Source organism: Pseudoduganella sp. UC29_71, assembly GCF_042693265.1.
Lineage (GTDB): Bacteria > Pseudomonadota > Gammaproteobacteria > Burkholderiales > Burkholderiaceae_D > Rugamonas.
Map to the genome: position 1 here is coordinate 3,217,107 of NZ_CP170549.1, position 12,578 is coordinate 3,229,684.

Annotated in this window: 15 protein-coding genes; 3 read left to right on the top strand and 12 right to left on the bottom strand. The window is 64.9% G+C overall.

Translation table 11 applies throughout. From position 1 onward, the window contains the following. Window positions 1–10 precede the first annotated feature (10 nt). The 8 genes from ACFJI2_RS14060 to ACFJI2_RS14095 all read right to left on the bottom strand — a co-directional run bounded on the left by ACFJI2_RS14060 (window position 11) and on the right by ACFJI2_RS14095 (window position 5,857). On the bottom strand, window positions 11–604 hold the full coding sequence (locus tag ACFJI2_RS14060) for a hypothetical protein (protein ID WP_377705583.1): 594 nt from the start codon (window positions 602–604) through the stop codon (window positions 11–13). Next, entirely contained in the window at window positions 601–1,761 is a 1,161-nt protein-coding gene (locus ACFJI2_RS14065; RefSeq protein WP_377705584.1) for a PilW family protein, read from the bottom strand. The genes ACFJI2_RS14060 and ACFJI2_RS14065 overlap by 4 nt, the downstream gene beginning before the upstream one ends. Continuing rightward, the gene (locus ACFJI2_RS14070; RefSeq protein WP_377705585.1) at window positions 1,758–2,201 is read right to left on the bottom strand and encodes a prepilin-type N-terminal cleavage/methylation domain-containing protein; all 444 of its coding nucleotides are present in this window, start codon (window positions 2,199–2,201) and stop codon (window positions 1,758–1,760) included. Before ACFJI2_RS14070 ends, ACFJI2_RS14065 begins: the two co-directional genes overlap by 4 nt. A 7-nt stretch (window positions 2,202–2,208) precedes the next feature. Continuing rightward, the gene (locus tag ACFJI2_RS14075; RefSeq protein ID WP_377705586.1) at window positions 2,209–2,829 is read right to left on the bottom strand and encodes a Tfp pilus assembly protein FimT/FimU; all 621 of its coding nucleotides are present in this window, start codon (window positions 2,827–2,829) and stop codon (window positions 2,209–2,211) included. Next, complete coding sequence (locus ACFJI2_RS14080) at window positions 2,829–3,254, bottom strand: type IV pilin protein (protein WP_377705587.1); 426 nt, start codon at window positions 3,252–3,254, stop codon at window positions 2,829–2,831. The genes ACFJI2_RS14075 and ACFJI2_RS14080 overlap by 1 nt, the downstream gene beginning before the upstream one ends. A 124-nt stretch (window positions 3,255–3,378) precedes the next feature. Then, window positions 3,379–4,767, bottom strand: a complete 1,389-nt coding sequence (locus ACFJI2_RS14085) for a sensor histidine kinase (protein WP_377705588.1) — start codon at window positions 4,765–4,767, stop codon at window positions 3,379–3,381. Next, window positions 4,760–5,458, bottom strand: coding sequence for a response regulator transcription factor (locus ACFJI2_RS14090; protein ID WP_377705590.1), 699 nt, complete (start codon window positions 5,456–5,458; stop codon window positions 4,760–4,762). The genes ACFJI2_RS14085 and ACFJI2_RS14090 overlap by 8 nt, the downstream gene beginning before the upstream one ends. 90 nt (window positions 5,459–5,548) lie before the next feature. Next, window positions 5,549–5,857: a hypothetical protein gene (locus ACFJI2_RS14095; RefSeq protein ID WP_377705592.1), complete on the bottom strand. Its 309-nt coding sequence runs from the start codon at window positions 5,855–5,857 to the stop codon at window positions 5,549–5,551. Between the two features lie 227 nt (window positions 5,858–6,084). Here ACFJI2_RS14095 and ACFJI2_RS14100 point away from each other — a divergent pair, with 227 nt between their 5' ends. From ACFJI2_RS14100 to ACFJI2_RS14110, 3 genes are all read left to right on the top strand, one after another. Next, entirely contained in the window at window positions 6,085–8,127 is a 2,043-nt protein-coding gene (locus tag ACFJI2_RS14100) for a methyl-accepting chemotaxis protein (protein ID WP_377705593.1), read from the top strand. A gap of 48 nt (window positions 8,128–8,175) precedes the next feature. Then, window positions 8,176–8,301, top strand: a complete 126-nt coding sequence (locus tag ACFJI2_RS14105; protein ID WP_377705594.1) for a hypothetical protein — start codon at window positions 8,176–8,178, stop codon at window positions 8,299–8,301. Between the two features lie 390 nt (window positions 8,302–8,691). Beyond that, complete coding sequence (locus ACFJI2_RS14110) at window positions 8,692–9,504, top strand: Crp/Fnr family transcriptional regulator (protein ID WP_107868566.1); 813 nt, start codon at window positions 8,692–8,694, stop codon at window positions 9,502–9,504. Here ACFJI2_RS14110 and ACFJI2_RS14115 read toward each other — a convergent pair. From ACFJI2_RS14115 to ACFJI2_RS14130, 4 genes are all read right to left on the bottom strand, one after another. Then, window positions 9,407–10,918, bottom strand: coding sequence for a CHASE3 domain-containing protein (locus ACFJI2_RS14115; protein ID WP_107868565.1), 1,512 nt, complete (start codon window positions 10,916–10,918; stop codon window positions 9,407–9,409). The two genes, ACFJI2_RS14110 and ACFJI2_RS14115, sit on opposite strands and share 98 nt — an antisense overlap. Before the next feature lie 121 nt (window positions 10,919–11,039). After that, window positions 11,040–11,672, bottom strand: coding sequence for a response regulator transcription factor (locus ACFJI2_RS14120; RefSeq protein ID WP_056391326.1), 633 nt, complete (start codon window positions 11,670–11,672; stop codon window positions 11,040–11,042). Window positions 11,673–11,791: 119 nt separating this feature from the next. After that, window positions 11,792–12,199 (bottom strand): MerR family transcriptional regulator, encoded by a 408-nt coding sequence (locus tag ACFJI2_RS14125; protein ID WP_107868564.1) that lies wholly within the window; start codon window positions 12,197–12,199, stop codon window positions 11,792–11,794. 13 nt (window positions 12,200–12,212) lie between these two features. Further along, window positions 12,213–12,560: an integration host factor subunit alpha gene (locus ACFJI2_RS14130; RefSeq protein ID WP_057157010.1), complete on the bottom strand. Its 348-nt coding sequence runs from the start codon at window positions 12,558–12,560 to the stop codon at window positions 12,213–12,215. Between the last annotated feature and the right edge of the window lie 18 nt (window positions 12,561–12,578).

Genomic DNA, 12,578 nt, shown 5'->3' on the forward strand with positions numbered 1-12,578 from the left:
GCTAAGGGCCTCAGGGCCCCATCATCACCACGGACTGCGTCACCACGTTGCCGCCGCGCGCGCCGTAGATGCGCGCCGTGACCACGTAATGCAGCTCGGGAATGGGGGCATATTCGGAACGGTCGGTGGACAGGCTGTTGCCCAGGCCGGTCTGGCTGGCCACCTTCTGCTTGGCCGCCGTCAGCGTGCAGTTGTTGACCGGCGCCGCCGCGTTGTAGGCGCCCGGCAGCATGCACATGCGGTGGATCACGTACTGAATCCTGTTGTGGGCGCTATCTTCGACAGTGGCGGCGCCGGCCCAGAAGTCCGGGTGGTTCACGCCCTGGGTGGGCGCCATGGTGGCCACATAGCCGGCCGCGGGAATGTCGGCCACCAGCGTGGACTTGGGCTGGGTGGCCAGGAACTGGAACGCCGTGTGCAGGCCCAGGTCGGCCGCCTTGGCCAGCGACGAGTCGTAGGCCAGGTTGCTGGTGGTCATGGTGGTGGAGTTGGTCGAGCGCAGCAGGTATATGCTGCTCAGCATCATCACGGCCAGCATGATCAGCATCACCGGCAGCGCGATGCCGCGCTGGCTGGCGGGCTTGCCTGTAAGCTTGCTTATCATGTCGGCCTCCAGCCGGAATTGCGGATCGGGATGATGGTCTCGAACACACGGTAGCGGTAGCACTTCCAGCTGATGGTGTCGCCCGTCTGCGCCACTTCCACCGTCACCGGCACCGCCGTCACGCTGGCCGGGCTGGCGCTGGCAAATACCACCGGCTTGTCGGTGGTGGCGCTGCACTGGCCGTTGGAAGCGGGCTTCTCCGGCACCTTGCTGCGCGCCACCACGGCCACCCGGATCGCCGCCACCTGCTGGTAGTCGCCCGCGCTGCCGGTGACGGCGTCGCCGTCGGCATTGATCATGGTGTTGGACCACTGCGCCACCTGCATGCCGGTGGCCGGATTGAAGGCGCCGCTGGCGAAGCCGTACTGCGCCTTGAGCGCGACGATGCCCTCCACCACCGTGGAGCGCGCCGCCATGGCGCCTGCCAGGTTGGAGGCGCGCAGCATCAGCACGCCGTTTTGCACCGACCAGGTGTGCAGCGCCAGGTTGCGCGCCGGCCCCAGGTTGTAGACGCGCGCCAGGTTGGCGCCGAAGGCGGCGCCCAGCGTGTTGCGGTTGTAGCGCGCCTCCGGCAAGGCGGTGAAGGTGAGCACCGCGCCCAGCGGATCGGCCGTCAGTTGCGCCAGCGCGCAGTCGCCGCCGCGCGGTTCCGGCACCACGATGATGGCGTCGTCCTTCAGGAAGCCGAACGGCGCGGCGGTGGAGATGCGCAGCGTATCGGCGCCGGCATAGGTGTCGCTGACCTTGACCGAGCCGACGCCGGAAGGCGAACTGCCGGTGTTCAGGCTCAGCTCGTCAGAGCCGTTGGCGTTGTTGCGGATGACCACCGCCGCCAGCGGCGTGACGGACACGCCGCCGCGGTCGGCCGCCGGCAGCGCGTAGCCGGCCGTGTCGGAGAACACGGTGTTGCAGCCGGCGATCAGGTCGTCGTTCATGCCCCAGCCGGCCTGGGTGGCGTCTTCGGTGATGGAAAACAGCGCCAGCATGCCGTTCTGCATCTGGTCCGAGCTGCCCAGTCCGATGGACTTGTTTTGCTCGGAACTGACGATCAGGCGCGTGGCGAACATGATGGCCAGCATGCCGACCGTGACGGCCACCATCAGTTCGACAATAGAGAAGCCGCGCGCGGCCTGCGGGCGGTGCGGGCGGCGCATCATGTGGCCCTCGCGATGTAGGAAGTCAGGACATGCTTGTTTTCGGCTGCGCCGGTCTTGCGTGTCCAGCGGATGCTGATTTGGACCAGCGTGGTGCTGGTGTTTTGCTGCGCCAGCCTGACCGACACGATGGCGCCGGGGATCTTCGACCTGGTTTCGGCCAGCCACGGCGCCACGGCCGCGCTGGCGGCGCCGTTCTCGGCCAGCGCGTAGCTGGCCAGGTTGGGCACGTCGTTGCTCATGATGCCGAACAGGCGTTCGCCGGCAATGGTCGCTTCAGCGCGCATGCTGGCGTCCGACAGCGCCGAATACGAGCGCGCCTGCAAGCCCACCGTGCCCAGCAGGCCGATGGCGAGGATGACGATGGCGATCATCGCTTCCAGCATGGCAATGCCGCGCTGCTTGCTGCCGATGATCCGGTTGGGGAGTCGATAGGTTCTCATGGCGGGTTCAGGGTGGGCAGGCGCGCGAATCGGGCGCAGTCAGGGCGGGGTTGCATTTGATGGCCATGCCGGCCAGCGACACGGCCACCGCCACCGGCGGGATTTCGTTGCCGTGCGAATTGGCCGGATCGAGGCGAATGCGGCTCAGGCGGTCGGCATAGCCGGTGTCGACCCAGCCCAGCGAGGTGAAGTACACGGCCGACGCGCCTTCCGGTTCCAGCCGGGGCACCAGGATGTCGCTTTGCGGCAGCGCATCGGCCGGACGCAGCACGGACTTGAAGCCGTTCACGCCTTCAGGATCGGACGGCGCCGCATCGGTGGTGGTGGACCAGGTGCCGCTGCTGTCGTTGCAGGGCACGCCGGGCGCCGGGAAGCACAGGTCGACCTGCCAGTTCATCTGGCCGTTGTTCACGTTCGGCGTCAGCACGATGCGGCTGTTGGCGTTGTGCAGCACAGCCTGGCGGCGCGCCATGGCAAAGCCATCGGCATAGAACTCGCCGGCCGAGATCACCTTGTTGCCGCTGATCCAGGTGACCATGCTGGGGATGCCGACCGCAGCCAGTATCGCCAGGATGACCAGGCCGACCATCAGCTCGACCAGCGTGGTGCCACGCTGGCGGATAGCCATCAATTGCTGCATAGCCCACCCGCGCGGTCTATCCAGCAATTGGTGCTGGTGCCCCACTCCGGCGTGGCGGTGGTGGCGCGCCCGCCGTTCTGGTCCACGGTGTAGGAATAGCCGGCTGCCTTGCCCTTGCCGGTGGCCGTGATGACGTAGGCCGAGGCGCTGGCATCCTGGGACAGCGTGTAATCGAAATTGGCGGTGGAGGCAGGGAAATTGCTGGCGTTCTGGAAGCCGACATAGCTGCGGTTATTGGCCCAATACTGTTCGGCGGCAGGCTGCGCGCCGCCCAGCGAGGTAAACGCCTCGGTCAGCCGGGCGCGGATCACGTATTTGCTATAGGCCGGCAGCGCCACGGCGGCCAGGATGCCGACGACCGCCACGGCGATCATGACCTCGATCAGCGTAAAGCCTTTCTGCGTGCGTTTCATCGTGTTGCGCTCCCCGGTTATGTTGTCATACGTCATGACAGCATGGTAGCGCCCCTAGCTTGCATTTCCCTGAAGAAATACTGACAAATTCCTGACAAGCGCACAAAGCCGCACCGGGAGCGGCCTATCGTGGCGGGAAAGTGACGGAAAACAGCGCGCCCTGCCCGGCCGCCGGAGTGGAAATGGCGATGCGGGCGCCGTGCGCGGCGGCGATGTCGCGCACGATGGCCAGGCCCAGGCCGCTGCCGGCGACCTTGTCGTCCAGCCGCACGTAGCGCCGGAACACCGCCTCGCGCAACGCGGGGGCGATGCCGGGGCCGGAATCCTCCACTTCCAGCACGGTACCGCCGGTGAGCGCACCGCCCGCCGGGTCGCCCGGAATGCAGCGCACCGTCACGGTTCCGTGCTCCGGCGTGTAGCGGATGGCGTTGTCGATCAGGTTGTCGATCAGGTCGCGCAGCAGGAAGCGGTCGCCCAGCACGGTGGCGGTCTGCAGTTCAAAGCCCAGGTCGATGGACTTGCGCGCGGCCTGCTCGACGAAGTGCTGCACCGTCTCCTCCACCAGCGTGTTCAGCGCCAGCGGCTCCAGCCGGGTCTTTTCAAAGTGGCTGGGCTCGGCGCGCGCCAGCGCCAGCAGCTGGTTGGTCTGCCGTATCATGCGCTCGGTGGACAGCAGCATCAGCCGGATCGAATGCGCTGTTTCCGGCTCGGCGTGTCGGTTGCCCAGCCATTCGAGCTGGGTCTGCAGCCCGGCCAGCGGCGTGCGCAGCTGATGCGCCACGTTGGCCAGGAATTCCTGCTGCGCCTGCGCACCTTCGCTGACGCGCGCCAGCAGGCCGTTGAAGGCGTGCACCACGGGCGCCAGCTCATAGGGCACGTCTTCCTGCTGGATGGGCGCCAGCTGATCGCCCGCGCGCGCGTTCAGGCCGGTCCGCATGCGGTCCAGCGGACGCAGGCCGTTGGTGACCGAGAACCAGATCAGGCCCACGCAGGCCAGCGTAAACAAGCCGTCCAGCAGCACCAGCGCGCGGAAGATGGCCTGCCGCACCTGGGTGCGCTGGCGCAGCGTGCGCGCCACGCCGACATAGGCCGGCTGGTCAGCGCTGGCCGCGCTGTGCGGCCGCACGCGCAGCGTGGCGATGCGCACCGCTTCGCCACGCATCTCGCCGTCGTAGGCCAGCGCCGCGGCGCCGGCGCCCTGCTGGCGCAGCGCCGGAAAATCGCTATCCCCCGCCACCACGCGGCCCGCGCTGTCGCGCACCACGAAATAGACCGCGTCGGCATCGCCGTTGCGCAGCACCTGCTCGGCCTGCGGCGGCAGATCGATGCGCCACCCGCCTCCGCCGGCGGACAGGCGCGCCCCCAATGCACCGGCGGCGTCGGACAGGCTCTGGTCGAATGCGGTTTGCGCCGGCAGCCAGGCCAGCATATAGGTCAGCGCCCCGCCCGCCAGGTTGATCAGCAGGATGGGCGCGATCAGCCACTTGAGCAGGCGCAGCCGGATGCTAGGCATGCGGCGCCAGCTCCAGCATGTAGCCGAAGCCGCGTATGGTACGGATGGTAACGCCGGCGTCGGCGATCTTCAGGCGCAGGCGGGAAATATAGACTTCCACCGCATTCTGCGTCATGTCCTCGCCCCAGGGCAGGATGGCGTCGATGATCTGCTGCTTGGACACTACCCGCGCGCCATGCTGCAGCAGGTATTCCAGCACCGCCCACTCGCGCGCCGACAGCTCGATGAAACGGTCTTTCACGCGGGCGCGCTTGGTGTCGCTGTCCAGCGCCAGGTCGCCCATGGCCATCACTGCCGCCTTGGGCGCGTGGCGGCGCGCCAGCGCGCGCAGGCGCGCCACCAGCTCCGGCGTGGCAAACGGCTTGACCAGGTAATCGTCCGCGCCCAGCTCCAGGCCGCGCACGCGGTCCTCGATGGCGTCGCGCGCCGTCAACAGCAGCACCGGAATGGCGCTGCCGCGCGCGCGCAGGCGGCGCACCACTTCAAAGCCGTCTATGCCCGGCAGGCCGATGTCGAGCACCACCACGGCCAGCTCGGCCGGGTTGGCCGCATGGGCCGCGCCCGCGCGTTGCAGCAGCGCGTCGGCTTCGGTGCCGCTGTGCAGCACGTCCACCACCATGCCATGGCCGCTCAGCACGCGATGCAGGCCATCGGCCAGCACCGCGTCATCTTCCACCAGTAATACGTGCATAGCCCGCCTCATGATTTCGCGCAGTCAAGGCTGCGCCTGCAGGCACTATAAGGGCAAGCAAGGCTGCTGTACAGCCGTGCCGGGGGCCGCTCAGCCGATGGGACGGCGGCGGGTCCGAACGCGGGCGCCGCTGCCGTCGGTGACGGTGTAAGGCTTGGTCACGGACATGCGGTACATCAGCACGTCGCCGATGACGCAGACGATCAGCGGCACCATCAGCATCAGCGCATCCACGCGCTCCATGGTGCCGGCGAAGCACACTTCAAAGAACAGCAAGGCGATCATCACACAGGTACAGGCAGCCAGCGACAGAAAGCACGCGGCCTTCACCTGCTTGGACTTGCGTTTCCCTGAGGCGACGAAATATGCGGCGCTGATGCAATGCAACAGCAGCAGCACCGTGCTACCCAGGTAAAAGTACAGTATGGCGTCGATGACGGCTCTCCCTTCTTGTCACTTCTTCATCAAATGCAATTTAACTTCCCACGAGGAAAATTCTACCAAGAATGACACATTTCGCGTCGGAAAATCTATCAAATACTCACAAGACGGCGGATTTAATTCACGAAGACGTCACATTTGGCAGGCACCATTGCGACATGGCAATTTTATGACGCAAAACATTGATGAATACCCTATTTCGCCCCGCCATCGCCTTGATGCAACGCCTGCGCCTGTTCCCCAAATTCATGCTGGTGACGCTGACCTTCCTGCTCCCGTTGCTGCTGGTGACAACGCTGCTGGTGCGCGAACTGCACAAATCGCTGGATGTCACCGAGCGCGAGCAACTGGGTGTCGCCTACATCAGCCAGCTACAGCAAGTCAGCCAGCTGGCGCAGCAGCACCGTGCGCTGGAGCGCCTGCGGCTGGCCGCGCGCCAGCCGCTGGACGGTGCCCCCTTGCGCGCCGACATCGGCGCCCGCATCCAGCGCCTGGACAGCTGGCAGCAGAACGCCGCCAGCCTGGCCGCGCTGCCGGACTGGACCGCCGTGCGCCAGGCCTGGAACACGCTGGCCGAGCGCCAGGCCACGATAGACGCCAAGGACAGCATCGCCCTGCACGGCGCGCTGCTGGCCCGCATCGCCAGGCTCAGCGCTACGGTAGCCGACCGCTCCAGCCTGAGCCTGGACCCCGAAGTGCAAACCCACTACCTGATCGCGGCCTTCCAGAAGACCGTGCCGGAAGTGGCGGAAGACCTGTCCGTGATCGCCGCGCGCGGCGCCGCCTACATCGACAGCGGCCTGTTCGAGGGCAATGAAGACCAACTGCTGAACGCCACCGCCATGCTGGCCCGCTACCAGCTGGAACGCCTGCCCGCGCAGGCCGACGCCATCCTGCTGCACAACCCGCCGCTGAAACCGGCGCTGCAGCCGCACCTGGCTGCCGTCCCTGCAGCGCTGGCCTTTTTGGAACGCAACAAGAACGAAGTGAGCAACTCCTACAACCAGACCAGCGGCAAGGAATTCAGCGCTGCCGGCAACGAGGCGATCGGCAAGCTGTACGGCTTTGCCGCCGCCTCCGCCAAGGCGCTGGACCAGCTGCTGGCCGAGCGCATGGCGCGCGACCAGCTGCGCCGCAACCTGATGCTGGCCGCCGTCGGCGCCGCGCTGGCCGTGGCCGCCGTGCTGTTCGCCGGCTTCTACCTGTCCTTCGCCCGCGACGTGGGCAGCCTGAACCGTGCCGTGCAGGCCGCCGCCGCCGGCGACCTGACCCTGGAAATCAGCTCCCCCGCGCGCGACGAGATCGGCAGCCTGGTCAATTCATTCGGCACCATGACGCAAGCGCTGGTGGCGCTGGTGGACGACATCCGCAGCGGCGCCGGCCGCATTGCCGACGGCGCCGACGAACTGGCCAGCGGCAACACCGCCCTGTCCGGCCACACCGAAGCGCAGGCCGGCGACCTGTCCGCCACCGTGGCCTCCATGCGCGCACTGACGGCCACCGTGCAGCGCAACGCCGCGCATGCCGAGCACGGCCGCAAACTGGTGCAAAACGCATCCGAGATCGCCCAGCATGGCGGGCGCAGCGTCGCGGCCGTGGTCGACACCATGGCCGGCATCCGCGCCAGCTCGGACAAGATCAGCGACATCATCGGCGTCATCGACGGCATCGCCTTCCAGACCAACATCCTGGCCCTGAACGCAGCGGTGGAAGCGGCCCGCGCCGGCGAACAGGGCCGCGGCTTCGCCGTGGTGGCAGGCGAAGTGCGCAGCCTGGCGCAGCGCTCGGCCGCCGCCGCGCTGGAAATCAAGAAACTGATCGTCGATTCGGTGAAAGAAGTGGAAGCCGGCAGCGCGCTGGTGAACTCGGCCGGCGCCACCATGACGCAGGTGGTGCAGTCGGTGCAGCAGACCGCTGCCATCATCGAGCAGATCAGCGCCGCCGAAGCGGTGCAGCGCAGCGAGATCGAGCAGGTCGACCACGCCCTCGCCCGCATCGACGACATGACGCGCCAGAACGGCGCCCTGGTGTTGCAAGCGTCTGTGGGAGCGGACCGCCTGCACGAAGAAGCGGCCCAGCTGGGGCAGGCCGTCAGCCGCTTCCGCCTGGACGGCCAGCCCGCCCCATCGGCGCTCCCCGCCGTCTTGGCAACCGTTGCCCCGGCCCACGAACGCAGCGCCAACAAGCCGACCATCGTCTCCCGCAAGCGCGAACGCCTGCTCGGCTGATTATTTGGGGCGCATAATTATCCCAATGGATAATTGGGGGTAATTCCCATGAGCTACTACTTCGCCCGCCCGGCGCTGGCGGCCTCGATAGCACAATCCCTGCTGCATCCCGACATACTGAACCAGGGGCTGCGTTCCGGGCTTTTCATCTCCGGCTTGCGCCGCACCACCTGATCCCCGCGCTGGAGGAGCAAGGCGCGATGGTGCTCTACGTCGAGCTCTAGAGCGACACCAAGCCCCCCGCGCAACTGGCGCGGGACGCCGTCAATCTGCGCCCGGGAACGCCAGGCCACTTCATCTTCGTAGGAACCGGTTCCCATCGCACTTCCGGCCTGTTACCTCCCCAGTTCCCACGCCTGCCTCCATTTGTTGCAGTAGGACTAGGCTGACAAGGAGCCATGCATGCAGCCTACACGGGGGCGGTGCCCCGTCTTATGTTCGTAAAGTACATAGAGACCTAAAGTGCTAACAACGCGATGGATAAAGTGGAGCGAGAACAGAAGCCCACCTGGAGATGCAAGCCGGCGTCCACCGCTGCCCCGTACTTAGCCTGTGAGGAATAAAATGAACAACACTCAACTTAGCAGCGATACCGCAAAACAGTCGCTCTCCCAGACGATGCCTGTAGGCTCGCGGGAATTCAAAGTTGCGTCCCGGCCGGTTGTCAGCTATAGCGGTACACAGCAGAACGAACTGCTGGCCGCCTTGCCTCGTGAAGTCCTGGAATCCCTGTTTGAACACCTGGAACTGGTGACCTTGCCATTCGGTAAGGAATTGTTCGAATTCGGCAGCAAGCTGGAGAATGTGTACTTCCCCACCACTGCCATTGTGTCCCTGCTGTACGTGATGGAAGACGGCGCCACCACCGAGATCGCCGTGGTCGGCCATGAAGGCGTGGTAGGTGTGTCGATGTTCCCCGGCGAGCGCGCCATGTGCAGCGCCGTGGTGCAGAGCGCCGGCTACGGCTACCGCCTGAAAGCGCAGCACCTGCGCGAAGCGTTCAACCAGGGCGGCGCCCTGCCCCAACTGCTGATGCGCTACAACCACGCGCTGTTCGCGCAGATGGCCCAGAACGCCGTAGGCGGCCGCCACAGCTCGATCGAGCAGAAGCTGTGCCGCTGGCTGCTGGACCGCCTGGACCGCTCGCTGAGCAATGAGCTGAAAGTGACCCAGGAAATGATTTCCATCATGCTGGGCGTGCGCCGCGAGAGCATCACCGCCGCCGCCGGCAAGCTGCAGGACGACGGCCTGATCACCTACCGCCGCGGCAACATCACCGTCATTGATCGTTCAGGCTTGGAACGCTACGCGGGCGAGTGCTATAAGGTGGCGAAGACGGAATACGATCGCCTGCTGGTGGACGTGGCGGGCTGCTAGGCTCGCACTGCTCGCTCAGATCAACCTTGGCGCGCAGCGGAATATGCACTTCGACGCAGGTACCCTTGTCATTGCGGCCGCGCCGTATGGTGAGGGTGCCGCCCAGCAGCAGTGCCCGCTCGCGCATCCCCAGCAAGCCATGCGACATCGGCTTCACCAGCGTATTCGACTCTATCCCCACACCGTCGTCTATCACACGCAGCACCAGCAACTCTTCACTGCACTGAAGCGTCACCGTCACCTTGGTGGCGCGCGCGTATTTGCGGATATTGGTCAGCGATTCCTGCACGATGCGGAACAAGGCGATGGCCAGGCTGGAGTCGCGCGCCTTGGCAATGCCGTCGATGTGGCTGGCGATGTCGGTCTGGCACGGCAGCGCGGACATGCGGCTGAATTCTTCGCAATAGCTTTCGATGGCGGCGCACAGGCCGAGATTGTCCAGCAAGCTGGGGCGCAGGTTCTCGATGATGCGGCGCTTCATCTCCACCGCTTCCAGCAAGGTGGCGCGTGCGCGCTTGAGCTGGGAAGCCAGTTCCGGATCGGTCTTCTGCAACTGGTGCATGACGGCGCCGAGGTCCATGCTGATGGACGTCAAGTGCGCCCCCATCTCGTCGTGCAGTTCGCGCGACAGCCGCACTTTTTCCTCTTCGCTGATGCTGATCAGGTGGCGCGACAGCACCGACAGCTGCTCGGTACGCTGCGCCACCATGGATTCGAGGGTGTCGTTCGACATCTGCAGGGCGTGCTCGACCGCAGCCTGGTTGCGGAAACTGCGCCGCACCAGCTGGTAGAACATGATCAGCACCACGATGGCGACCGCGTTGATGCCCATGCCCAGCAGCACCGCCTTCTGGTATTGCTGGTAGAAGCTGGCGCTGCGCGCAGCCAGCGTTTCGTTCTGCTCCTGCACCATGATAACGACCAGCAGGCGCAACTCGTCCATGGAAGCGCGGTCGTCGCTGACCTTGGCTATGTTGACGATTTCGTCCAGCCCGCCATGCCGGTAGACTTCGATAGATTCGCTCATCAGCGCCAGCTTGCGGCGCACCACGCTGTGCAGTTGGGCGAGGTTCTTCAGCTGCGACGGACTGTCGGCCAGCAGGTTTTCCAGTTCCTTGAATTCGGTTTCGGTTTCCAGCGTGACGGTGCGCGTTGGCCCCAGGTAGGATTCCTTGCCGGATACAAAGTACCCCCGCATGCTGCTCTCGGCGTCGAGCACCAGCACGTTGAGGTATTGCAGGCGTTCGGCCACCCGCGAGGACTGGCTTAACAGGAAGTTGGCGCCCTTGAGCGACTGCAGGTTGTGAAACAGGCTAAAGCCGTTCACGATCAGTATTAGCGCGCAAGTGACGCACAATACGGTCTTGTAGAGAGGCAGTTTGTGATGGGGCGCCGCGTCGACGGTGAAATACATCCTGATAGGCATCCTTCGCTAGATGAGCAGCCGTTATGGCAGGGCCATTATAGACCCTGCCGTTTTTTGCTGCGCCGCATCAGTTTCCTAACGTGCGCGCCCGTTGAGGCGCTGGTCCAGCTTAATCCAGCAGGTTGTTCTTCATAGCATAATAGGTCAGATCGCTATTCGATTGCAGGCCCATTTTTTCCATGATGCGGGTGCGGTAGGTGGATACCGTTTTGATACTCAGCGACAAGGCTACGCCGATGTCGCTGACAGTGGCGCCGCGCGCCAGGCGCAGGAACACCTGGAACTCGCGGTCCGACAGCTCGGTATGCAGCGCCGTGTTGGGATCGCGGTCGAAGCTTTGCGCCAGCAGTTCGCCCACCTGCGAGCTGACGTAGCGCCGGCCCTGGTGCACGGTGCGCACGGCCGTGATCAGCTCGTCCGCCTCGCATTCCTTGTTCAGATAGCCGTTGGCGCCCATCTTGAACAGGTTCAGCGCGTACTGCTGCGCCGGGTAGCCGGACAAGATCAGCACTGGCAGGTCCGGTTGGCCCTGGCGTATGGTACGCAGGGTATCAATGCCGGACTGATCCGGCATGGCAATGTCCAGCAACAGCACGTCGCAAATCTCGCGGCGGGCAATATCCAGCGCTTCGCGCCCCGTACTACCTTCCGCAACCACACTGAAATCGTCCGCGGACGAGAAAATCTGCTTGAAGCCGGCTCTTACTATTTGATGATCGTCACATATGGCAACGCGTATCATGTGTTCCCTCGTGTCTTCCTTGCATGGGAAAGTCCCCGCGCTTCCGCTAACAAAATCATAATCTTATTATTGTAGCACTACTAGTGCACGCGAAAAAAAAGGCGCCAGCGGCGCGCTGCTCAGCTAAGCAGACCGAGAATGGCAAGCAGTTCGCTGCGTATCATGTCCCGGTCCAATGGCGGTGGCGCCGCTACCGCAGGCGCTTCGCGCTCGTACTCTCCATCATACCCTGCCTGCGCTGTGTCGGCGCTACGGCTATCGAGTTTGTTGCGTGCGCCGCTGATGGTGAATCCTTGCTCGTATAGCAATTCGCGTATACGCCGTATCAGCAGCACTTCATGATGCTGGTAATAGCGCCGGTTGCCGCGCCGCTTGACCGGCTTGAGCTGGGTGAATTCCTGCTCCCAATAGCGCAGCACGTGCGGCTTGACGCCGCACAGCTCGCTGACCTCGCCTATCGTGAAATAGCGCTTGGCGGGAATCGGCGGCAACACCACCAGTTCGGACTTGCCTGGCCTATCGTTCATCCTGCGGCCTCACTCAGGCGGCACGCGCCATGGGATTGCTCTCCTCGACCATGCTTTTCAGCTTCTGGCTGGCGTGGAAGGTGACGACGCGGCGCGCCGTGATCGGAATTTCTTCGCCGGTTTTCGGGTTGCGGCCGGGACGCTGCGGCTTGTCGCGCAGCTGGAAATTGCCGAAACCGGACAGCTTCACGGCCTCGCCGCGCTCAAGCGCATTGCGGATCTCGTCGAAGAAGGTTTCCACCATGTCCTTGGCTTCACGCTTGTTCAGTCCAACCTGCTCGAACAGCAACTCTGCCAGCTCCGCCTTGGTCAGCGTCGGCATGTCCTTTTCCGCTTCCTGGCGCACCTTCGCCACCAGCATCGCGCTGTGCAGCTCGGC